The following is a 22,187-nucleotide window of genomic DNA, read 5'->3' as shown; positions in this document are numbered from 1 at the left end:
GATTTAAAAAATTGATTAGGTTGGATTCTAACAATTTGGAAAGAATGCTTACACCGATTTTTGATTAGGGTGATAGACACGATGCTTCGCTGTTTTTGGTCATGCGCCCGGCATGCCAATTGAAATTGCCAAGCCAGGCGTCCACGCCGGCTTACAAAGATTGCGTGGACACTTGAACTGGCCGGGGTAACGGGCTGATTTTTTTTGACGATAGCGGGAAAACCAACGCAGACATTTAATTGGATGGGAAAATATTCCCCGCTTTATTCACATTTGGATAAAACAACTGTGTTTTTCTTTAGCATACAGAAATTAAATTGCCTTTACCGCTACAAAACTTTCTTATTATTTAATTTTCTTTATCGCCATAGCTATAAGTTACTGTGAAACGTCCGCTTGGGCATAAATATTGACTATATTGGTTACGATAAACTATTGAATAATAGCTATTGCAGGCCGGTGCACTTCTTCGCTTGAAAATTGATTGATAAAATACATGAACTAATTTTACTATTGATGCCCCAATCTTTCACTGATTTTTTAAAAAGCCTTTTAAAAGGAATATTATTCCTGTTTTGTGGCAGCTTGTACGGGCAGACCGTACCGGTCGGAACGCCGGTAATTGAGGATATGTACCGTAGGCAACAGCTTTTAGGAAAGCTTGATTCGAGCATTTCGTTTACCATTCGCCCGCTATACCCGGGCGCCGCATTTAGGTTAGACGATGGTTTTGACCCGGATAAAAGTTTTGCCGAACGAGGCTTGGTCAAAAAGGGTATTTACGAAACCGGCGATGGAAAGGGCTTGGTTAAAATCTTACCGGTAACGTGGGTAAATCAATATAATACGCACAATCCTTATGGCTGGAACGATGGCTCACTTATACCTGCCGCCGGCTATCAAACGCTTTTTAGCGCCGGTGTGTATGCTAAATATAGCTTTTTTAGTATTCAATTCAGTCCGGAATTTCTTTTTGCACAAAACAAAGCTTTTGATGGTTTTAAGCAAGCAGCAAATGGGAGCACCGCCTGGAAAGCCTGGTATGGACTTTATAATCAGATAGATGCTCCTGAAAGGTTCGGTACTTCTGCCTATACAAAATTATTACCCGGACAAAGCAGCATCCGCATCACCTTCGACCCGCTTTCTTTTGGTCTGTCGACAGAAAATTTATGGTGGGGACCGGGTGTACAGAATTCATTATTGATGAGTAATACGGCAAGAGGTTTTGCCCATCTTACGCTGAATACTACCAGGCCGGTAAAAACGCCGATAGGTTCATTTGAAACCCAGGTAATAGCCGGTAAACTAAATCCATCGGGTTATTCGCCGCAGGTACCGGGGCAGCCCGGAAATATGGTCGCTTTATATAAGCCCAAACCAAATGATTGGCGCTACCTTTCAGGTTTCGTTTTTACATATCATCCTAAATGGGTGCCTGGCTTGTTTTTGGGAGCTGAGAGGGTATTTCAGGTATATCATAATGATATGGGGCATAAATTTGGTGATTATTTACCTTTCTTTACTTCTCTTTTAAGAGATAGCTTCTATGATCCTAACACAGGTATCGTGTCTGAAGATGTGGCAAAGCGTGACCAGCTCGCCGCTGTGTTTGCGAGGTGGTTATGGACCGGCGGTAACGCGGAGATTTATTTTGAGTACGGCCGGGAAGACCATAACTGGGACGCAAGAGATTTTTTGTTGGATCCAGAACACTCCAGGGCTTATACCATGGGTTTTCGGAAGATATTCGGGCTTGATGGCAGGCCAGACGAACAAATACAAGTGGGGTTTGAAACTACCCAGCTGGCAACGCCCTCAGATGATGTTGTAAACCGAAAATCAGGCTACTGGTATGCGCACTCGCAGGTAAGAGCCGGCTATACCAATTATGGCGAGGTAATTGGTGCAGGTATCGGGCCGGGAAGCGGTTTGCAGACATTGAGCATAGATTGGATAAGCGGCATAAAACGTATAGGCCTGCAATTTCAGCGGTATGAACATAATGCCGACCTTTATTACGCGGCGTTTGCCGCCGGCGAGACCAGGAGGCATTGGGTTGACTATAGCGGCGGTATAAGCGGAGACTGGGATTTTGATAATATTTTGCTATCGGCCTCATTGTTATATGTAAGGGAGTTGAATTACGAATGGAAGTTTAAAGCCGACCCCGACCTTTCTTACTATAATCAGCATAATTTCGATGCCAATAATATAAAGCTGAATATCGGCATAAGCTATCGTTTTTAAACCTTGCTTACCGTTACTATGATAGATCCTAAAACTATGGTAAGGCTGGTACGTACAATGCTTTAACCAATAGACAGCCAATATTTACCTATTGACAAATTATTATAATTATTAAGCACATAGGAGACTTTTTTTAAAAAAAAATTAACAACACTCATTGTTTTTTATAATTTTATAATGATAAATTATTGAAGGAACTAATTAAAACACAAACATGAAAGTTACCGTCAAAGTGGTTGCGGCTGCATTGCTCAGTCTGGTATTTTTTTACGTCGCATGTAAAAAGTCGGGCGATGCTCCGATAAAAACTGCATCAACAAAAGATGTCGCCGGCTTAGTTGGTGTGGATTTTGCCAAAGCCGTTGCGGGCAACTATGGCGGGGTAAGTTTAAATGACGGCATTAAAGCTCCGGAGATATTAAATTCATCAACAAAAAAGATTTTAAACAGCCCCAATTCCCTTTGTGGCTTAACCATTGATACTACTGTTAAATATACTTATAATCAGGGTGGTACCAAGTCTGTAATAAGCGGTAGGTTTGTTTTTACTTTCACCTGCTCCTCAACAATACCAGATGGCTATAAGGTATTTACGAACATCCTTAACGCAGGCAAAACTCCGCAATATGCGTTTATTTACACGGTTGTACAGGCATATAAAGTACAAGCCTTAAATGCCCAATATTCAAAGGTATCTTTAGACGGGACTTTGCGGTCATTCGGTGATTTTAAATATGGTAACCAGCCGTTTGTCGATACTACCTTTTTGGCCAACTCGATATACCAGCATCAAAATTATGTCATGCATAATTTGGTAATTGATGTTGCGAATAATTTAGATGTTATTAGCGGTACGGCGACATTCACCTCCAAAGGACGTAACGCCTTTGGCAAATGGGAATATATAGGGACCATTGAATATAAAGGTAACCACAAAGCTATTATAACAATAAACGGACAAGCATATGATGTTGACCTTATAACAGGTGTAGTGACCCCTATCTAAAATCGGCAGATATTCATATAACAAGGCCTTCGTTGTTAATCGGCGAGGGCCTTGTTTTTTCGGAGATATAGAATTGGTAAGCGTCTACGCTTGCGAAGCAATTGCACAGGTTTCATTAGCGTTGACGCTAACAAAATAGAGTGTTATAATGTGGACACTTGAAGGTGGACGATACCAAAAAAACGTATAAATAAATGGCTGATAACAAAGTATATCAAATCGGTACGCCACTCTTTATGGAACTTTGTCTGTGATTTGTTTCTTGGAAAAAACAGCTCCAGCGGGATAAAAATAGCCGTCATTAAAAGCAGGGCGAGTAGCATCCAGTCGCGTCCGATATGCCAGTTTGCCGCGCTAACGCCGCGCCCTTTAACAGTTAAGGCGCCCAGCAATATAGCCAGGCCGCTAATACCACAACCTATTAACGCCAGCTTTATTTTTTTGCTAAGCAATAAGCTTAGCATCGCAAAAAAGAAAGACAGTATTATCCCGGCAGCCATCAGTATTTGCATACTCGGCGCAGTATAAATTCCCCTGAATTAGGGTGCGGTTAAACGCTCGGGATACCGAAAGAATAAAATGCCCAGTAATACCAACACAGCTAAAAAAATGGAGATATATCCGCTAATTTGGCCCTGGCCAACTTTTAAACGAATGTTTGGTGACATGAATCAAAAATATGATTTAACATTCCATTGTGCAATAGCTTAGAAGGCAAATCAATATTTCATCAAAATATACCCGGTTTTACGTTTCACAACCCCATCCGCCTTATATTCTAAGACATATAAATACGTACCTGGCGATTGTAATCTTCCGTTTTTACCAAGCCCATCAAACCGTTTTGTATCATTGTTGTAGCCATTTACTTCGTAAATAACCTGTCCGTTGCGCGCCATTATGGTTAGCTTATTGTCTTTATAAACTTCCAGTCCATCAATTTGAAGGTAATCGTTAACTCCATCCCCGTTGGGCGACAGGCCCGGGTGGACTTTTATGCCTTCATTTTCCGCTTCCAGCATATCTATACCTGCTAAATTATGTTTAGTGATGTTGCCGGCAATTATTATGATAGGTGCTGCAACACTAACGTTAATGGCGTAAGTCTTTTTATTAATGCCATCTGGTGCGGTTACCGTTATGTTTATAACGGTTGGCGTTGCGTTTAAAGGTATTGGCGCCGATGCCACGCCACTTGCAACGGTGGCTGCATTTATTACAATGGTTGCCTCTGCATCCTGAACCGTTGCTATTACTTTTACGCTTGCCGTGCCTGCTGGTACCGAAGCACTGTAATTTGTATTGGCCGGGCCTGCTATGGTTGTTAACACCGCAGCCGGGCTGAGTTTTATGCTGCTTAAGGCAGCGTTGGTAGAACCGGTGCGGTTTACGGTGACGCTGTAGGTTTTCTTAGTTACTCCATCCTGCGCGGTTGCAATAATATCAATAACAGTAGGGCCGGCATTAAGCGTTATCGGAGTAGATGCAACACCACTTGCTGTAGTTGCGCCATTCACCGTTATGATGGTACCTGCATCCTGTGCAGTTGGCGTTATTTTTACACTGGTTGTGCCTGGCGAAACCGAGGTGAAATAATTTGAATTTGACGGCCCCGTTGTTCTTGTCAATATTGCGGTTGGGTTAAGTTTTATGGCGCTGAGGGCCGGGTTGCTTGAGCCGGTACGGTTAACGGTAATGGTATATGTTTTTTGGGTCACCCCATCCTGCGCAGTAACCACCAAATTAACAACTGTAGGGCCTGCATTTAGGGCTATTGGGCCTGATGCTGCCCCGCTGGCCACGGTCACACCGTTCACTTTTATTGTTGCACCTGCTACTTGAACGGTTGGTGTCACTGTCACGCTGGTGATGCCCGGCGCTACCGATGTTACATAATTTACACTGGCAGGCCCTGATGTGCTTGTTAATGTTGAAAGCGGGCTAAGCTTTATGGAGCTTAGTGCCGCGTTATTTGATTTTGCCCTGGTTACCGTTAGCTTGTAAGTTTTGATCGTTGTACCGTCCTGGGCCGTAACTACCGCATTAATAACATTGGCACCAACGACCAACGGTAAATTTGCTGTCGCGGCCCCTGAGGCTACCGCCGTGCCGTTTACTTTTACAGACGCGGCAGCATCGCTTGTAAACGGAGTTATTTTAATAGTGGCAGTAGCATTACTCACGGTAGCGGTATAGGCAACGGTGCCCGGCGAAAAAACCGGGGTTAATACGCCGCTGCTAAGGGTTAAATTTGAAAGATTGGCGTTGTTCGAAAGTACCATTCCCTGCAGCGTAAATGTTAACACGCCTGAGGGTGAAGCCTGGTGGGTTCCGGCTGCTGCCTTGGTTACTGTAACTACAACTGCGCTGTAGGCTACTATGTAGTTTTGGCCCGGGGCTAAGCCACATAAAGTATGATTGGTAGTTATAGGGCCCGTAAAAGGGTAGGAGGCAAGGGTTACCGGTGCCGGGTATTTGGCAATATTGTTATTAAATAATACCAGCTCATCATTGCCGTTTGCCTTGACAATACTGCCTTCCATGTTATTCTGCGTGGTTTTTATGGCGGTGGTAACCATCTCGACCGACGTTGTTTTTGCACCGGGCTGTAGTACGGTAACTATGTCTTCGCGTAGCGGGTTACCAGTGGTATTAACCTCGGTACGCCAAGTATTGGTGTTAAATGCGTAGTTGTAACCGCTGCCAAAAGTGTTATCGGGGTTGGTGTTTTCGTTTACCGTAACAACATCAACAGTGGCGGGCAGTACTGTATGTATATAAAGTTTTGAATTGTCCTGCGTAGCCGTAATATTACTGCCGTTTACCACGGGTGGCTGCAAAAAATGCCAGCGCAGATGCTTTTTATATTGACCGGCCGCATTTGTACTGTTTTTGGCCATAAATTTATCGTACACCACAAAAATATCCGAATTGCGCAGGTATAAAAACGAGCGGTAATAATACCTAACCGTGCGCTTAGTAGTATCCGGGTTTGAATAGCTTACCAGGTAAGCACTTGTTAAGTCGGCGCGGAAATAAGAAAAATTATCATTTTGTTCTTCATTTGTAGGAGCATCATACCCGAATGAATTTTGATTGCCAACTGTATTGGCAAAGTTTGGATATTGGGTATCGTAGTCATTATAGTCGTTCACAAAAAGCGTGTTGCTAAAGCTGTTTGAGTAGGAATAGTTAGTTGGCCCGTCGATACCGTTTCCACCAGATTTTGACACTTCATTTGCGCCGACTAACAGGTGATCGTCGCCGTCATGGCTGTCGCCGCGTACTATTTTAAAATGACCTGCATGGTTGTGGTTATGTTGGTCATACGTCCCGATACCCATCATCACTGACGCCCATGTCGAACCGGCGCTCCAGTCTTTTCGCATATAAAATTTATGCATCCCGCTGTTAATTGGTACTGCATTGTAAACGTTGGTGGCAGTGGCCGGGTAATAAGGTTTGAAATTTATAACAGTCGACGCCCTTGTTTTTGAGTAATAAAACTTTTCCCAGTTTAAAGCAGGATAGCCTTTATTACCCGAAAGCAAATTGACCGGTTTTACCAGGTTTTTATAAAAATATTCAACATTTGCACCTTCCGGCGTGCCTTCCAGCAGTGCGGTAAGACGCAACGGCAATGCATACGACATTACGCTGCCCACAAACGAACCGTTATCATTACTGTTGTCCAATTGAAAATGGTTCGGGAAAGTTGCGTGCACCAGTGCTGTAGATGTTTTAGCGAAAAATGCTTTTAAATCGACATCAGTTTGCAGTAAGTCTTCGCCGGTTGCGGTCTTAATTGTCGTTATAAAATCAGTAAGGAATTGTGTTGTTTCGCCGCCATAACTCCAGCCCTGGTTTGGTATGCCGTCTTTTTGTGGGGCAGCAACATAACTGTGCGGCCCTAAATATGATTGTGATGCACCTGATGGCAGACCACCTTTAACCGCCTGGGTAAAATAGTTATAAGCGGTTTCGCCCGAGGTTTGGGTGTTAGGGTTAAGGCTGCCAGGAGTACCTATAATTCGTTGCCGCGCAAAGTCAATCATTTTTTGCGAAAGCGGGTCGTCACCAGCAATAGCGTAACCCATATAACCAGCGCAAATTAACTGACCGGCAAAGTAGTTACCGGTTGGGCCGTCCTGCAACTGATTTACACTAAAAGGTGTCGAACTCATGTAGGTGAACCAGTTCTTCATCACATTAAGCAAGGCTGCTTTACGGGTAGCACCGAGCTCGTCATAGCACCAGTCATAAATAACAGCAATAGTTTTCCCCACGTGGCGCGTTGCATACGAGCTGTTATATTGAAAAATGTTTGGCCCCCCGCTTGCATTTGGCGGATAAGTAGCATAAGCCTGGATAATTACATCGGCAAGTTGTAACAATTTATTGGAATAAGACGTGGGATTGGCTCCTGCATTGTTAGTTTTAGTTAACTGGTGCGCCAACCCTAAAGCCATTGTAGCATCCTGCCAGCTGCTGCCGCAATACGAATAAAAAATGTTGGCGGTACCATAATATTGAGCGTCGGCCGCCGAAACGGTATTCCAGGGGATAACCTGCCCGGGTAAGTATTTATTGGCATCGGCAAGGGTTGCCAGCCAGTCGGCATCATTGTTATTCTTTTTCACCAGTAATGCTGCTTTCACAGTGCCATTTAACATTACGCGGGGATGCGTGGCTATAACTGGCTGCTGTGCCCGTGACGAAAGGCCGATGAATAGATTAAAGCACAGCAAAACGCCAAACTTTAATTTTGTTGTAATATTATTTTGCATTGCTGGTAAAGGCTTGTCGAAATTATTAGTGCGTGGCTTTAAGTTTTAATTATATACCGTTAATTAACATTAAAACTACGCATATTAACTATCGTAAAAAATACCCCAAAAAGGTGATATTTTTTGCTTGACACGGAATGTGGCATATTACGGTTTTATCTGCACACAGCATATTTAAGATTGATATTGTCCGCGCTGTGGGCAATATTTAAATAAAATGCTTACCATAACAAGTAGTCCATTAGGGGGATAAAATTGCATGGGTACAATGAGAGTTCAACTACTTACTAACTAATCGCCACAAAGCATTAAAAAAAAGTACGCAATTTGGTTCGCGTAACATACATTTACAATTGTTATTAACAACTGTAAATTCAAATATTTATACTACTTTTCGTACGCCAAACCCTTTTCAATGTACCCCTTACGACAGCTGTTGGTATTTGTATTTGTTTTTTTTAGCTATGCGGCTTACTGTCAGCAGGATATGGATTTACACCTGAATGCGACGTTTTTGGCCGGGAAAAACATCATCAAGGTAAAACGCGATTACCATGACCCTTACCTGTGGGTGCTGGCGCAAAACAACCAGGTTTACAGGATAAACAGTATTACGAAGCAGGTTGATGATTTCAGCGGCTCTTTTGCCGGGTATGGCGGCTATCATTTTATTGATATTGCGGGCACAAATAAGGATAGCGTTTACATTGCCACCAGCAGCACCTACATTGTTCAATGTGTTACAGGGACTGCAACCCTGATAGGAAGTAATCACGAAATTCCGGGTATTATTAACTCTTTAGGTTTAGACCATATTGGCAGGATCAGCGGTTTCGTGCAAAGTGATAATATTTTGCTTATCGCCACTAATCATGGTATTGCCCGGTTCAATGTAAAAACGCATGTTTTTTTGCCGGTGCCCAACGATGCACCAAGCCGGCTATACACAACAACGTACCGTACTGAAATGTTGGCAGATGGTGAATATTGCAGATGTTACGCAGATACACTTAACCATACTTCGGCTATTGAGCTGATGAGCATCACTATTTTTTCGGGCGAATTATGGACCGGGGGAAAAGGTTTTGGCAATAGTATTAAATCGGCATATTACATTGCAGGCGATGCTTATGACCCTGTATACTTGTTTGTAGTAAAAGGCTTTCAGTTTTGGGCCACCGAAGAGGGGTTATTTGGGAATAATTGGGACAACTCTTATTCACCCATATTTGGCTATCAACACTATTTAAAGGGGGTAAATATCAGCAAAATAGCGTCGATCTACGGGCTATACAGTTTTGGTGAAGCAGTAATCAAAGAAAATTTATTGGTGGGCTCTTCGCAGGGCTTATATTTTTCTAATTCCAAATATCAAGGTATGTCGTATGACAATAGCAGCGCTTACACCTTTTTTAAATATGCTGAATTAGGTAATAAAGCCATAAACGATATTTGTGTAAATGCATTATCGTATACCGATACGCCATGCGAAGACGGAATTTGGGTGGCTGCGGCTGATGGGCTTTATTTACTAAAGCCTGACTACGCACCTTATATAAATGGTTCGAAAAAGTTGAAGGCTATTCAATTTGACGGGGAGAACTATGATGCCAGTGAATTGCAGGTGTGTTCAAATGTATCTGCAAAGGCTATTATGCCCGGTTACATGGGTAATGTAGTTCAATGGTACAAAAACGGTCAGGAAATTCCGAACGAAAGCAATAAATTCCTCGACATAAAAGAAACCGGCGATTACAACGCCATTTTGTACGACCCTTGTACAAATGTTCACTTTGAAACCAATCACTTAAAGGTTACACAAATTGCTGCACCGGTTTTTACATTTAATTACCCGGATAAGCTAAGCTACTGCGATGGCTCGACGGCGAATTTAAAAACGGAGGACAATGCCAATTACCAGTACAGGTGGTATAAGGATGGCGTGCTTAACGACAACGCAACGCCGTCGCTTGATATTACCGAAAACGGCAAATATAAGGTGGAGGTTAGCGCGTGTTCAGGCGACTGGGTGGCGTCGAAAGAGGTGGAGATTGACTTTATAAAAGTACCGCAGCCGGTTATTAAATCCGATAAGCAAGCTTATTGTGTTGGTGATAACGCAAAACTATCTGCAAGTGTACCGATTGATGCTTCAAACATTATTAACTGGCAGCCCTATCAATACCGCTGGTATACCAATGGGGTTCTAAATGGTAATAGTTCGGCAGATTTGTCTGTTAATCAACCGGGCAAATACCGGGTTGAGGTAACGTCTTGTTCAGGCGATTGGGTTGCATCGCAGGATGTACAGGTTGATTTTATTGCGTTGGCAAAACCGGTAATTACTGCTGATAAGCCGGCCTACTGTATTGGCGATGATGCGGCATTATCAATTAATTTCACCAATGACGGCACTTACACGATAAACTGGTTCCAGGATGGAAACATACTAAGCAACAACAAAAACAAAACCTCCATTACTGCCACCCAACCGGGAAATTACACGGCCAGCGTCAGCAGCAACCTTACATCGTGCAGCCAGCCTTCAGACCAATTTAATTTGAAATTCGATAGCCCGCCTGATATAACTATCCAACAGGTAGTAAATACTACATTGTGTGATGGTGAAACGGTGAAATTAAAAGCATCTTATTCCGGCGGGACTATTAAATGGTCGACCAATGACGCGACCGACGAAATAGACGTTAAACAATCAGGAGTTTACTCTGCCACGGTGACAACTCCCGGAGGTTGTATGGTTACCAAACAATCAGATGTGGAATTCTTTCACAACCCGGTATTAGCTGTTCCGGATGCCACGCTTTGCCAGTTTACTAATGAAACTATAACCCTTACGGCCGCGGTTGGTTTTGTTAAATATGAATGGAACGGGCAGCCGGGAAGCTCAAGTTTTTCAACTAATGCCTTGGGACAGGTTACATTAACAGTTACCGATAATAATGGCTGTAAAGCTTCACAAACTATAACTATAACAAGCCATTGCAAGGATATTCATATACCAAACACGTTTACACCCAATGGCGATGGCATCAATGACAACTGGGTTATTTCGGGCCTTGAGAACGACCTTTCGGTAACGGTGAAGATATATGACAGGTATGGTAGCCCGCTTTTTCAAAGCGTAGGATATCCCACTCCATGGGATGGTACTTACAAAGGGAAGAAGCTGCCGGCAGGTGTATACTACTACATTATAAGCGCCCGCGACAAGCAAATGCTTAGTGGGTCGGTGACTATAATTTATTAACCTATCATAAAATACTATCGTTCCCGCAGGCCGTGCCGCTAACGTAATGAATTAACAAAAATTTAAAACACTGACCCAATGTAAGGTTGCTTATAATTTTTAGCTTTAATAAAAATTAAAACCTTTATTTATGAACACACAACAAGTAGCCGACAGGTTGGTATCGCTTTGTCGCGAAGGCAAAAACATTGATGCCATTAATGAATTGTATGACGATAATATAGTAAGCCACGAAGCAAAAGGGTCGCCTATGGAACTTGCTGAAGGCAAAGAAGCTGTGCTTGGTAAAAATCAATATTGGTATAGTACTGTGGAAGAAATTCATAGCGGTGAAGTTTCAGATCCTATTGTTATCGGTAATTTTTTCACCGTTTCGATGCATATGGATGTTACCTATAAAGAGGGCGGAAGGATGCCTATGCAGGAAATAGCCGTTTATGAAGTGAAAGATGGAAAAATTGTTGCCGAGCAATTTTTCTACAATATGTAATTGACGAAGAGGCGCCCCGGGGCAATCGGGGCGCCTCTTCGCATCTTTATTCGTCAAGCAATTTCTTCTTTTGCGCGTCATATTCCGCTTTGGTGATAGCGCCGGAATCGAGTAGTTTTTTTAGCTTCAATATCTCATCGGCTACACTGGTATGTGAAACTGCGCCCGGGGCTGTACCGCTGCAGGGCGTCACCTCGCAGGCAGCAATTGCTTCAACTATCCATATGTCGTAAGTGCCAATACCGCCTGCTTTTACTGTAAACATTACCTTATCGCTGCCCGACATCTGCGAGGCCATTTTAATTTTCCGGATAACTGCGGTGCTCATGGCAAAATCCTTGCGTGCGCTAAAATTATTACCGTTGGGTCTCGGCGGGAAAAATGGTAGTGGCGTTACTTGTACATACTTAAAGTTACCTTCGGGCATCGAGCCCATACCCACCTTAACGGTATCGCCTATATGATAGGTTTTCCCGTTGGGGGCCTTAAATTCTTTCAGGCTTTGGCAAAATGCCGTAGCAGGCAAAATGCTTATGAATATTAAAAGTAATTTTTTCATTTTATGGTGTTTAGGTTTGGCTAATATGAACAGCTAGGATACATGTCAAACAAGCCGGGGGGCAAAATGTTTACACTCACACCTGTTTAACACATTTAGAAACCTTTTTGTATTTTATTTTTACAAACAATTATTGGTATTTTAATTAAATTTATTGCCAAAATGTAACTGTTAATCAAGTAAATACAACCAATGGCAACCGCTTTTACATCACAAAATAAGCCATCATTAAACAGGATACAAGCTGTTGACCTGCTGCGCGGCGCCGTTATGGTGCTGATGGCTATTGACCATGTGCGTGTTTACTCGGGCATGCCGGCAGGCGGGCCTGAGCCAGGCATATTTTTACGCGTTGGGTAACCCACTTTTGTGTGCCTGCGTTTGTTTTCCTGGCCGGTACCAGCGCATTTTTGTATGACAATAAATTAGATGACAAACATAAACTCACCCGTTTCCTGCTAACCCGGGGCATGCTTTTGGTGGTTTTGGAGTTAACAGTTATCCGGTTTTGCTGGACTTAAATAAGATATATCTACTGCGCGATTACCAGCGCCTCGGATTGGGCACCAAATTGTTTTGCGAAGTAGCCCGACGTTTTTTAGATAAGGGCATCACCTCGATGGTTTTATTTGGCGAATCCACAAATCCGTCCGGCTATTTCCATGAAGCAATGGGCGCCGAAAAGATTTACGGCGACCACGGTGAATTTCATGGTAGCTATGGCTGGCGCGACTTGAAAAAGCTGGCAGCGAAATACGCCGGAAAATAGATGTATTTGAAAAATACTCCGACTGGCCAAAATCCTTATGAACAAACTATGTACTGGTTGATAAAAAACAGGATTGTCGCCTCGTATCCATCCACCGACAAAGATTTGACGTTTGTTACTTTACCTCGCCATTCATCGTGGAAATCTTATAAATCCTTTAATCGTGTTTGGCTAGTTCACTCAGTTGTTTCAAGTTGCTATCAATCGGGTTGGCTTTCAGCAGTTTTGCAAAGTAAGTAAGGTTAGCCATCATCCAGCGCAGGGTATAATTTGTATAATAATATTTCTCGCCTCCGCCTTCAACGTAGTCTTCGCCGCCGCCGGCCATACCAACCCAATAAGCATTTACATTTGGCGGAACAGTAAAACCAAGTTCCTGCACTGCCCATAATATCTGCGCCGCACAAGCATGGGCGCCATCCTCGTTGCCCGTTATCAGGCATCCGGCAACCTTATTATAGGTAAAATACTGGCCGGTTTTTTCGTCGGCAAACTTATCGTCATGAAAAATAGCATCCAATCGCTCAATCATCCGTTGGGTGGTCGACGCCAGGTGCCCCATCCAAATAGGGGTGCCGATAATTAAGATATTGCATTTTTTTATCTTTTCAAGAATAACGGGCCATTGGTCGCCTTTACCCATGTCGGAATCGGTGCCTGGCCTTACGTCATAATCCACTAACCTAATAACTTCAGTTTGTACGCCGTTATCTTTTAATTGCTGTTCAGCTTTTTTTATGAGCGCCCCCGTGTTAGAAAATTCGGGCGATGGTTTTAAAGTACAATTGATTATTAGAGCTTTCATTATTTTGCTGATTAAATTATTCAACTTTAAGTTTAACAATCTGTAGCGCAAATTGTTAGATATTATTTCGATTCAATTGTAATCCTAATGCAAATAATACCGTTTGTTGTATGCCTTATGTCACGTTTCAGAAGATAATAATACTGTGTGTTTAAACATGTATATTTTTGTTGTGACATTAAATCAAACAACAATGTATAAGCTGAAAATAATATCATCAACTGTAAGGCCCGGACGTAAAGGTCCGATAATTGCAAAATGGATAACCGAAGCAGCACAGGCCCACGGTGGTTTTGAAGTAGAGTTTCTCGACCTTGGCGAAATCAACCTGCCGTTAATGAACGAGGCAGTGCATCCAACTATGCGCCAATATGAACACGAACATACCAAACAATGGAGCTCAAAAATTGAAGAAGCCGATGCCTTTGTTTTTGTAACCGCAGAATATGATTACAGTTATCCCGCATCATTAAAAAACGCACTTGAATATTTGGTACACGAATGGGCTTACAAGCCGGCTGGCATTGTTAGCTACAGTGCAGGCGCCTTTGCAGGTGTACGGGCGGTAATGAGTTTAAAATCCGACTTGCTTTCGTTGAAAACTATCGCAATTCACGAAATGGTAAACATTCCCGTGGTACATCAGTACATCAACGATGAAAACCAGTTTGTACCCGATGAAAAATTGAACACCGCATCAACCCTCATGCTTAACCAACTAACCCGCTGGACAAAAGGCTTGAAAGCGATAAAGGAAGATAAATAAGTTGAGGGGTTCATGGTTGATGGTTCATAGTTCATGGTAGCTACGGTGGCGGTAGACAGTCTGAAAATCAGTGGCAGTGATTAGAATCAGTAAGATAGCCATCGGCAGTATCTTTAATTATGACTGCTACTAAACACTGCTACGGCTACTATTTCCCAGGCTGTGAACTATGAACCATCAAATATGAACCAAAAGTCTACTTCTCCAACTCAAATCCCCAATCTCTTCCTTTGTCAATGGTCGGTACGCCCTTATCCATCCAAACCGGGATGGGGGTGCCTTTTAAAAAGTGGTCGAAGAATTGTTGTTCACGGATAGAGATATCCTTGCGGTTTTGCCGTTGTACAAGGTTGTGCGCTTCGCCGTTGTATTGCAATAACCAAACAGGCTTTCCCAACCTGCGTAATGCGGTAAACATCTCAATACCCTGGTACCATGGCACAGCGCCATCCGCATCATTCGACATAATCATTACAGGCGTTTTTACCTTTGGTAATTGAAATAGAGGCGAGTTTTCTATATAGAGATCCGGCTTTTCCCACAAGGTAGCGCCAATACGACTTTGTGTTTTTTCATACTGAAACTGGCGGTTTACGCCGCTTTCCCAACGAATACCGCCATAGGCTGACGTCATGTTTGCAACTGGTGCGCCGGCCCATGCAGCTGCATACATATTGGTTTGCGTAATCAAATAAGCTACCTGGTAACCGCCCCAGCTTTGGCCCTGTATGCCGATGTGTGTACCATCAACCCACGAATTTTTTTTCAACGCTTCGACCCCAGAATTCACAAATTCCACTGCCGATGCACCGGGATGACCGGTTTGATAGCTGATGTCGGGCGCAAAAACCAAATACCCGTTGCTAACGAAAAACGATATCGGCAAGCGCGATGGCGTAGGAGCCGGGGGGATGTAGCTATACAAACCTTCCGACAGCTTCTCATAAAAATAAGCTATCATCGGGTATTTTTTTGCCGGGTCGAAATTTTCAGGCTTGTACAATATTCCTTTTGAATGAAAACCTTTTGGGGTGGTCCATTCCACTAATTCTGCTGTACCCCAGTTGTATTCTGCCTGTTGCGGGTTAATGGAGCTAAGCCGGATCTCCTTTTTCAAGTCTGAAGAAACATACAGATCAGGCGACTGCTGGTAGCTAAATTTCGTATAAATAAACGCCGGAGAATTTTTGGCTTTTTGAAGGCTGCTGTAGCCATTGGATGCCATAACTATTTTCTCCGGCTCAGCCGGGCTGCCAAGTTCCTTTTTATAGTAGCCCCATTGTTTGGTGCGCTCATCCTGTGCAATTAACCAAAGTATATGTTTTGAGGGGATAAACTTCTGCTCCGGATCGGCACTGTTATAACGGAAGATAATTTTGTTTTTGCGACCCAATCCGTTTGTTAAACTTACGGCGCTGCCGGTTTCAGGGTTAATGCTCCAAATATCGTAGCGGTCGTAAATCAAGACGTTTTTATCATGTTCTTCCCATGCAGATAATCCGTAAGGAGATGGGTCGTCAGGAACGTCATTTTCTTCTTCACCCATTTTTACGCCGGTGGCCTGCGTTAAATTTGTTTTTTTTGCTGTCGCGATAGAATAACTGTGCCAGTTTTGGTCTTTGTTATCAAACCACACTACATATTTTCCATCCGGCGAAATACTGTAACGTGCTTTCAACCTGTGGTTTATACGTACCCGGCCGCCGGTTCGGGTATTTATAAGATATGCCTCCTGGCCCGAGCCGCCTTCCCACTGGCTTTGCACCCGCGCTCCGGTGTCTGTAAGGCCCAAAACAAAGCCGGCATCATTGTTATCGGGCACCAAAATATCACGCATGCTCAAATCACCCAGCATTACGGCTTCTTTATCGCCAACATTCGGACGGATGATGGCAGTATAGCTCCGCCGCAGCTCCCGCTGCAGGTTTTTTAATTGCTGAGGTTGCAGGTAGTCGTCTTTGTAATTCCATATATCCAGCTTGGCAACCTCAAAATCAACTATCGTGGTATCAATTGGTTTTGGGATTGGGGTAGTGCCGAAATAAAGCGCATTTCCACTTTTACTGAAAAATACATTGCCATCGCCACTGGCGGCCCATTTCTCAGGCATGCCTAATGAATTTGGCCCTGCTGAAATATCGGCAGTATCTTTGGTTGTGTTATAATAATAAAGTTTAAATGGTTTAACAGGCGCTTTCTCAGGATTTTTTTCGGCCGTAAACGCCAGTTGCTTACCGGCATCATCAAAAGCCAGGTTGCGATAGTTGCCCCTGCCGATACTTATTATTTTCAGGCTATCCTTATCAATATCATATAAATACATGCCCGATTTAACGTCTTTCGGCTTTTTAGGCGCTGTTACCGCGAAAGCCAGTAGTTTGCCGTTTTTACTAAGCTGGTATTCTGTAACATATTCAAACACGCGGGTTTTGCCGGTAAGCAATTGTTTTACCGATAATTCTGCACCTTCACGTGTCGGCGGGGCTATGGTTGTAGCAATAGCTTTTTTCGAGGTATCGGCCGCGGCTGGTTTCCTTACAGTATCGGCAGGGGATAGGTAGGCAACTACCGGGGCTTTCTCGGCTATTTTAAACGAGCGGATAGCCGGCACTTTTTCGACGGTATTTTTACCCAGCGTAATTATGCCCAGCGTATCTTTTGGGAATTCGGCAGGTTTTTTCTTTTTTATTTTTGCCTGGCGGATGTCCTTATAGAAAGGTTTTATAAGGCAAACAGCAAACTTTGAGTCGAATGTCAGGCGGGCAGTGTCTGCCCTTGGTACCTTGAATTTGCTGCTGTTTTTGGCATCGGTTATCACAAGATTGGCATCGCCTTGTTGTGGCTTAATTACATAAATAATCCATTTACCATCGTTGCTGATATGCTCGTTATCTATGCTCTGCCAGGCATCATAAACCGAATGGTCGAGCGGTTTTTTAGCGGTATTTTGTGCGAAAGCGTTATAGAATGCAAACAGGATAAATACAGGAAGTAAAAATTTCTTCATAGCTGGTTATTAACTAACTAAATATGACGAAATTTTAACTGTTTATTTAATATCGGATCAAAATTGTTACACTCACCACTTAATTAATCTACAATGCTGCGAGGATGATAAACTTTTCGGTTAACATTTCTTTTGTACATTCACCATGTGATAAGATCTGATTTGGAAAGTAAGCGATCCCATTTATTTTGGCCCGACTTTTTAAGGGCATTAGCCATCATTTTAGTAGTTACCATCCATTGCAGCAGCGCAATAAGTAATTTTTCCATTAACCCGGATATAAACTGGTGGACGGGAAATTTTTACGATTCAATATCAAGATGTTCTGTGCCAATATTTATTATGGTTTCCGGAAGTTTGATTTTACCCAAAACTTATTCAACCGGTGAGTTTCTCCGAAAAAGGGCGACAAGAATCATTCCGTCGTTTGCATTTTGGACAGCGGTTTTTATACTGTTTAATATAATTGACCAGGGTTTACTTGGAAGCGGGCAAATTTTCAAATTAATTGTATTGTCTGCTATCAATGGCGCTTATTTCCACCTGTGGTTTGTATACGTGCTTATCGGCATTTACCTGGCAACGCCAATTATTAGCAAATGGATAAAACACGCATTGCCCGCCGATATATCATATTATTTAATTTTATGGTTGGCGGGGCTGTTGTTAAATGCGCCCATTCTAAACAAAATGGGGATTACATCGCTATTCATTAATTTCCCCGGTTACATCGGGTATTTTATTTTAGGTCATTATTTAACCATACAAACATTTAACACAAAACGGGTAAAGACTTATGCTGCTGCGATTTTTTTTGCCGGGTTTTTAATTACTTTTTTGGGCACTTATTTTTGGTCGGTACATACCGGAGCTCTCAATGCTATTTTTTATGAATACGCCAGCGTAAATGTGGCCATGATGGCTGCCGGAGTTTTTGTTTTTGTTAAACACGTTCGTATGCCTGTGTCAAATTCTGTTACGTCAATTGTGCAACTAATTTCTGACTATAGCTTTGGAATATACCTGATTCATCCACTATTAGTATTGTTTTTGGAAAGAACAAATATGAATATAGCAAGAACATCTCCTGTATGGGGTGTGCCGGTTACTGTTTTAGCGGTATTATTGATGTCGATATTGATTTTACGCGTAATTAAGCTATTACCTTTTGGCCGATATTTAACGGGTGTAAATTAGCCTGCAAAAAAGAGACCCGCCTTTTCCGGGAGGGTCTCTTAAAGTGAACTTTAGGTAGTTAATATTAGTTTAAGCTTGGGTAAGCGTTTGTAATTAAATCAGCAGTCAATTTGGTAGCATCGGTAGCACCTGCAAGTCCACGCAGGTAAATGGTGTAAACATAACCGCTGTTAATGCTTACGTTGGTTAATGTAGTCAACACAGTGTTTGTGCCTGCCTGCCTTATTTCAAATGTGTAAGTTTTGCCCACTATTGGTGAAAAATTTGAAAATCCTTTAAAGCCTTTATTTGCTACCAGTACAGCACCGTCTTTTACTGCAAGATCAACTGCGGGGGCATCCGGGCTAAGATTTACAAACCTTAAGTTAGCGCTGCCTGATGCAGGCTGAGTGATGGCATCGGTTAAAACAAGGAAACCTGGGGTAGCCGATTTGCCTACAAGGCAAAGTGTATAGGCAAAGTTTTGTTTGAGGGTTAAAGTATCGCTAAAAATAGTGCTTCCTGTTCCCGACCGCGTGAAAGCTGCTGTCCTGTTACCCACATAGGCCCTGAAGTAGTCAAGTCCACCGCCATACACTATCTGGTTGGCGTTTACGCGCATACCATCAAGTGTGAAATCCAACGGTGTCTGGCCTGGTGAGTCCTGTATAACACTTAGCAATGCCACTGGGGTCGCAGGTACTGTGCTATGGTCTTTCAGACAGGATGATAGCGTTAACGATAATAAGCAAACAGCAAAAAGCCCCGCCACTAATCTTTTCGAAGTGTTTTTAAAGTTTTTCATAATTAATAGTTACAAATAATTTATACTACACATTACGAATAAAAAACGCATAACGATACAGTGATATTTTAAAAACTAACGGTTTTTGTTAAAAAAAACAAAGCACTCTATGCTGGTTTGAGTTAATGTAGTTGTATAGTATATGAGTGAAGTAAGTTAATTAGAAATAAAATATATTAAAAGTTAAAACAAAGAATTATTATTCTGGTTGCTTAATTTACACATACATCTATTTAAAACTAAAAAACATGGCTACTAAAACAGCAAACACAAAACCTGCCGGTTTAACCGGTAAAATGGATGACTCAGAATTTCACAAATTCTTTGTTGACGAACTTAAAGACATTTACTGGGCCGAGAAACACCTTGTAAAGGCCCTGCCTAAAATGCAAAAAGCCGCAACCAGCAGCGATTTAGCTGCAGCTTTTGAAAAACACACCCAGGAAACACAAACACATGTTGAAACGCTGGAGCAGGTATTTGCACTGCTTGACGAAAAAGCCGTAGCGAAAAAATGTGATGCCATGGAAGGCCTGCTTGCTGAAGCTACCAGTATTATCGAAGACACGGACAAAGGTACCCATACCCGCGATGCCGGCTTGATATTAGCAGCTCAAAAAGTTGAACATTATGAAATTGCAACATACGGGTCATTACGCACGTTTGCACAAACTATGGGTCATACCAAAGTGGCTGACCTGTTACAACAAACCCTTGATAACGAAAAAGCCACAGACGAAGCTTTAACCCAGGCTGCAGAAAGCATGGTGAACGAAGCTGCTGCTGCAGAATAACAAAACAAACTAAATAAACAAAAAGCCGCCTGCAGTTATTGCAAGGCGGCTTTTTATTTGCTATCGCAAGCTGATATTATAATCCATCAAACACAAATGTTCCTTTCTCAGGAGCTTTGCGCGGCAACATATCAGGCCGCATACTTGCCTGGTAAACAAATGATGCTACAATTACAGCAGCTTGTTTAAGGTCTTCTATTTTAAGGTGGTCGTAGTTGTCCATATTGCTATGGTGTGTGCGGGTTTCGTAATCTATCGGATCCTGGATGAACTGGAACCCCGGAATACCTGCCCAATCGAACGAAAGATGGTCGGTTGAGCCGGTGTTTTTCAAGGTAACGGTGCTGGCGCCGAGATCGGCAAACGGTTTAAACCATTCCTGGAAAATTGGAGCAATGGCAGTATTACCCTGTGCGAAAATACCGCGGATTTTACCGGTACCATTGTCAAGGTTGAAATACGCCGATACTTTTGCAGCCTCAGGTTTTAAAACCATGTCGGTGCCACGGTAATGGTTTTTTACGTAGCCGTATGAGCCCAGCAAACCCTGTTCTTCGCCACCCCATAATGCTATTCGGATAGTGCGTTTTGGTTTTAAACCCAACGAATCAAGCAGGCGGACAGCCTCAAGCATTACAATACAGCCCGCACCGTTATCAGTTGCGCCGGTTGACGAAGCCCAGGCGTCCATATGGCCGCCCAGCATCACCAGTTGCGATTTAAGCTTTGGATCAGTTCCCTGGATTTCGCCTACTACATTATAACCTTTTATGTCTGAATCGTTAAACTTTGCTTTTACATTCAAGTTTAGTTCAACCTTTTGGCCAGATGCCAGTAAGCGTTTAATGCGTTGCGCATCTTCGGATGATATAGCAACCTTTACCACGCTTTTTTCGCTGTTGGTTTTGTAACCGATAAGGCCCTGTACAAAAACGGTCCCGTTACGGTTTTCGCCGCCGGTGGTCAAAATTGCCAATGCGCCCGATTGCTGGATAAGTATCGGCACCCGGGCAATAGTATTAAAATATTTTATAAAGCCTTCCAGCATTTCCCTGCTCAGCATGTAGGTATCCTTCATGTTAGCCAGGGCTGTATCAGCCAGGCGCTCTGATGAAGGTTTATAATCCTGCTCGTAGCTTGGCGCGCCGCCTGCTATCAAAACAAATTTTCCCTTAAAATCAGCAGCGTGTTTGATAATATAAGCGGTATCCATAGCATTTGCAGCTGGTAGTACCACCACCTCGCCATGTATCTCGCCATTAGTGTTGCCACTCCATGGCTCAGGATAAGCAATTATCGATTGTGAATAAGGCGCTTTAAATGATATGCTGAAATCCTGTATTTCCCAGCCTTTGCCAAAATCGCCCCAAGGCTCCATGGCAGCATTTGTCATGCCCCATTTTTTCATGGTTTCCACGGCCCACATGCCTGCGCGCTTGTAACCTGGCGAATTGGTTAGCCTCGGTCCCGAAACGTCAGTAATATAGTGAGCGATAGACGGAATATGCGAGTTTGACATCTCGGCCCGCCTGATTTTGCCGAATGCGGCGGTGTCAACAGCTTCCTGTTGGGCGTAAAGGCTTACGCTTGCCAGCATAAGCGCCGCAAAAATGGTTTTGAAGTAATTGTGTTTCATGTCTGATTTATTAATGGGTCAGTTTAATTATAGCTAAAACTATGATATTGCCTTTGTAACTACAACTTT

At 42.9% G+C, this 22,187-nt stretch carries 16 protein-coding genes; 9 read left to right on the top strand and 7 right to left on the bottom strand.

From position 1 onward, the window contains the following. The first annotated feature begins 516 nt into the window (after positions 1 to 516). On the top strand, positions 517 to 2,250 hold the full coding sequence (locus NAF19_RS25910) for a capsule assembly Wzi family protein (RefSeq protein ID WP_252793274.1): 1,734 nt from the start codon (positions 517 to 519) through the stop codon (positions 2,248 to 2,250). Between the two features lie 214 nt (positions 2,251 to 2,464). Further along, positions 2,465 to 3,256, top strand: a complete 792-nt coding sequence (locus NAF19_RS25905; protein WP_252793273.1) for a hypothetical protein — start codon at positions 2,465 to 2,467, stop codon at positions 3,254 to 3,256. 143 nt (positions 3,257 to 3,399) lie between these two features. On the opposite strand, the gene NAF19_RS25900 is transcribed toward NAF19_RS25905, so the two are convergent. Beyond that, the gene (locus tag NAF19_RS25900) at positions 3,400 to 3,768 is read right to left on the bottom strand and encodes a hypothetical protein (RefSeq protein ID WP_252793272.1); all 369 of its coding nucleotides are present in this window, start codon (positions 3,766 to 3,768) and stop codon (positions 3,400 to 3,402) included. 207 nt (positions 3,769 to 3,975) lie between these two features. Then, positions 3,976 to 8,043, bottom strand: coding sequence for a cadherin-like beta sandwich domain-containing protein (locus NAF19_RS25895; protein ID WP_252793271.1), 4,068 nt, complete (start codon positions 8,041 to 8,043; stop codon positions 3,976 to 3,978). A 415-nt stretch (positions 8,044 to 8,458) separates the two neighbouring features. Between NAF19_RS25895 and NAF19_RS25890 the strand changes: the two genes are divergently transcribed. Together NAF19_RS25890 and NAF19_RS25885 are read left to right on the top strand one after the other, a co-directional pair. Then, on the top strand, positions 8,459 to 11,311 hold the full coding sequence (locus tag NAF19_RS25890; protein WP_252793270.1) for a T9SS type B sorting domain-containing protein: 2,853 nt from the start codon (positions 8,459 to 8,461) through the stop codon (positions 11,309 to 11,311). A 130-nt stretch (positions 11,312 to 11,441) separates the two neighbouring features. After that, complete coding sequence (locus tag NAF19_RS25885; protein WP_252793269.1) at positions 11,442 to 11,801, top strand: nuclear transport factor 2 family protein; 360 nt, start codon at positions 11,442 to 11,444, stop codon at positions 11,799 to 11,801. A 46-nt stretch (positions 11,802 to 11,847) separates the two neighbouring features. On the opposite strand, the gene NAF19_RS25880 is transcribed toward NAF19_RS25885, so the two are convergent. Further along, positions 11,848 to 12,360: an SHOCT domain-containing protein gene (locus NAF19_RS25880; RefSeq protein WP_252793268.1), complete on the bottom strand. Its 513-nt coding sequence runs from the start codon at positions 12,358 to 12,360 to the stop codon at positions 11,848 to 11,850. A 192-nt stretch (positions 12,361 to 12,552) separates the two neighbouring features. On the opposite strand from NAF19_RS25880, the gene NAF19_RS25875 reads away from it, so the two are divergent. Then, positions 12,553 to 12,720 (top strand): hypothetical protein, encoded by a 168-nt coding sequence (locus NAF19_RS25875; RefSeq protein ID WP_252793267.1) that lies wholly within the window; start codon positions 12,553 to 12,555, stop codon positions 12,718 to 12,720. 148 nt (positions 12,721 to 12,868) lie between these two features. Beyond that, the gene (locus NAF19_RS25870; protein WP_252793266.1) at positions 12,869 to 13,129 is read left to right on the top strand and encodes a GNAT family N-acetyltransferase; all 261 of its coding nucleotides are present in this window, start codon (positions 12,869 to 12,871) and stop codon (positions 13,127 to 13,129) included. A 157-nt stretch (positions 13,130 to 13,286) separates the two neighbouring features. On the opposite strand, the gene NAF19_RS25865 is transcribed toward NAF19_RS25870, so the two are convergent. Then, positions 13,287 to 13,934: a flavodoxin family protein gene (locus NAF19_RS25865; RefSeq protein ID WP_252793265.1), complete on the bottom strand. Its 648-nt coding sequence runs from the start codon at positions 13,932 to 13,934 to the stop codon at positions 13,287 to 13,289. Positions 13,935 to 14,127: 193 nt separating this feature from the next. On the opposite strand from NAF19_RS25865, the gene NAF19_RS25860 reads away from it, so the two are divergent. Continuing rightward, entirely contained in the window at positions 14,128 to 14,700 is a 573-nt protein-coding gene (locus NAF19_RS25860) for an NADPH-dependent FMN reductase (protein ID WP_252793264.1), read from the top strand. A gap of 196 nt (positions 14,701 to 14,896) precedes the next feature. On the opposite strand, the gene NAF19_RS25855 is transcribed toward NAF19_RS25860, so the two are convergent. Further along, complete coding sequence (locus tag NAF19_RS25855) at positions 14,897 to 17,707, bottom strand: S9 family peptidase (protein ID WP_252793263.1); 2,811 nt, start codon at positions 17,705 to 17,707, stop codon at positions 14,897 to 14,899. Between the two features lie 162 nt (positions 17,708 to 17,869). Here NAF19_RS25855 and NAF19_RS25850 point away from each other — a divergent pair, with 162 nt between their 5' ends. Then, positions 17,870 to 18,904: an acyltransferase gene (locus NAF19_RS25850; protein ID WP_252793262.1), complete on the top strand. Its 1,035-nt coding sequence runs from the start codon at positions 17,870 to 17,872 to the stop codon at positions 18,902 to 18,904. Between the two features lie 64 nt (positions 18,905 to 18,968). On the opposite strand, the gene NAF19_RS25845 is transcribed toward NAF19_RS25850, so the two are convergent. Further along, the gene (locus tag NAF19_RS25845; protein WP_252793261.1) at positions 18,969 to 19,688 is read right to left on the bottom strand and encodes a DUF4397 domain-containing protein; all 720 of its coding nucleotides are present in this window, start codon (positions 19,686 to 19,688) and stop codon (positions 18,969 to 18,971) included. 248 nt (positions 19,689 to 19,936) lie between these two features. Between NAF19_RS25845 and NAF19_RS25840 the strand changes: the two genes are divergently transcribed. Next, positions 19,937 to 20,482: a YciE/YciF ferroxidase family protein gene (locus NAF19_RS25840; protein WP_252793260.1), complete on the top strand. Its 546-nt coding sequence runs from the start codon at positions 19,937 to 19,939 to the stop codon at positions 20,480 to 20,482. 76 nt (positions 20,483 to 20,558) lie between these two features. On the opposite strand, the gene NAF19_RS25835 is transcribed toward NAF19_RS25840, so the two are convergent. Continuing rightward, positions 20,559 to 22,118 (bottom strand): M20/M25/M40 family metallo-hydrolase, encoded by a 1,560-nt coding sequence (locus NAF19_RS25835; protein ID WP_252793259.1) that lies wholly within the window; start codon positions 22,116 to 22,118, stop codon positions 20,559 to 20,561. Positions 22,119 to 22,187: the final 69 nt, after the last annotated feature.

It is taken from the genome of Mucilaginibacter flavidus (assembly GCF_024055575.1).
GTDB classification, from domain to species: domain Bacteria; phylum Bacteroidota; class Bacteroidia; order Sphingobacteriales; family Sphingobacteriaceae; genus Mucilaginibacter; species Mucilaginibacter flavidus.
The sequence above is the reverse complement of the archived record's forward strand: the minus strand, read 5'-3'. Positions and strand labels throughout refer to the sequence as shown.

Excerpts from the sequence above, each read along its gene's own strand:
- NAF19_RS25860 (WP_252793264.1), top strand. The coding sequence starts at position 14,128 with ATGTATAAGCTGAAAATAATATCATCAACTGTAAGGCCCGGACGTAAA.
- NAF19_RS25900 (WP_252793272.1), bottom strand. The coding sequence starts at position 3,768 with ATGCAAATACTGATGGCTGCCGGGATAATACTGTCTTTCTTTTTTGCG.
- NAF19_RS25835 (WP_252793259.1), bottom strand. The coding sequence starts at position 22,118 with ATGAAACACAATTACTTCAAAACCATTTTTGCGGCGCTTATGCTGGCA.
- NAF19_RS25875 (WP_252793267.1), top strand. The coding sequence starts at position 12,553 with ATGGCAACCGCTTTTACATCACAAAATAAGCCATCATTAAACAGGATA.
- NAF19_RS25885 (WP_252793269.1), top strand. The coding sequence starts at position 11,442 with ATGAACACACAACAAGTAGCCGACAGGTTGGTATCGCTTTGTCGCGAA.
- NAF19_RS25905 (WP_252793273.1), top strand. The coding sequence starts at position 2,465 with ATGAAAGTTACCGTCAAAGTGGTTGCGGCTGCATTGCTCAGTCTGGTA.
- NAF19_RS25840 (WP_252793260.1), top strand. The coding sequence starts at position 19,937 with ATGGCTACTAAAACAGCAAACACAAAACCTGCCGGTTTAACCGGTAAA.
- NAF19_RS25895 (WP_252793271.1), bottom strand. The coding sequence starts at position 8,043 with ATGCAAAATAATATTACAACAAAATTAAAGTTTGGCGTTTTGCTGTGC.
- NAF19_RS25890 (WP_252793270.1), top strand. The coding sequence starts at position 8,459 with ATGTACCCCTTACGACAGCTGTTGGTATTTGTATTTGTTTTTTTTAGC.
- NAF19_RS25880 (WP_252793268.1), bottom strand. The coding sequence starts at position 12,360 with ATGAAAAAATTACTTTTAATATTCATAAGCATTTTGCCTGCTACGGCA.
- NAF19_RS25845 (WP_252793261.1), bottom strand. The coding sequence starts at position 19,688 with ATGAAAAACTTTAAAAACACTTCGAAAAGATTAGTGGCGGGGCTTTTT.
- NAF19_RS25865 (WP_252793265.1), bottom strand. The coding sequence starts at position 13,934 with ATGAAAGCTCTAATAATCAATTGTACTTTAAAACCATCGCCCGAATTT.
- NAF19_RS25910 (WP_252793274.1), top strand. The coding sequence starts at position 517 with ATGCCCCAATCTTTCACTGATTTTTTAAAAAGCCTTTTAAAAGGAATA.
- NAF19_RS25855 (WP_252793263.1), bottom strand. The coding sequence starts at position 17,707 with ATGAAGAAATTTTTACTTCCTGTATTTATCCTGTTTGCATTCTATAAC.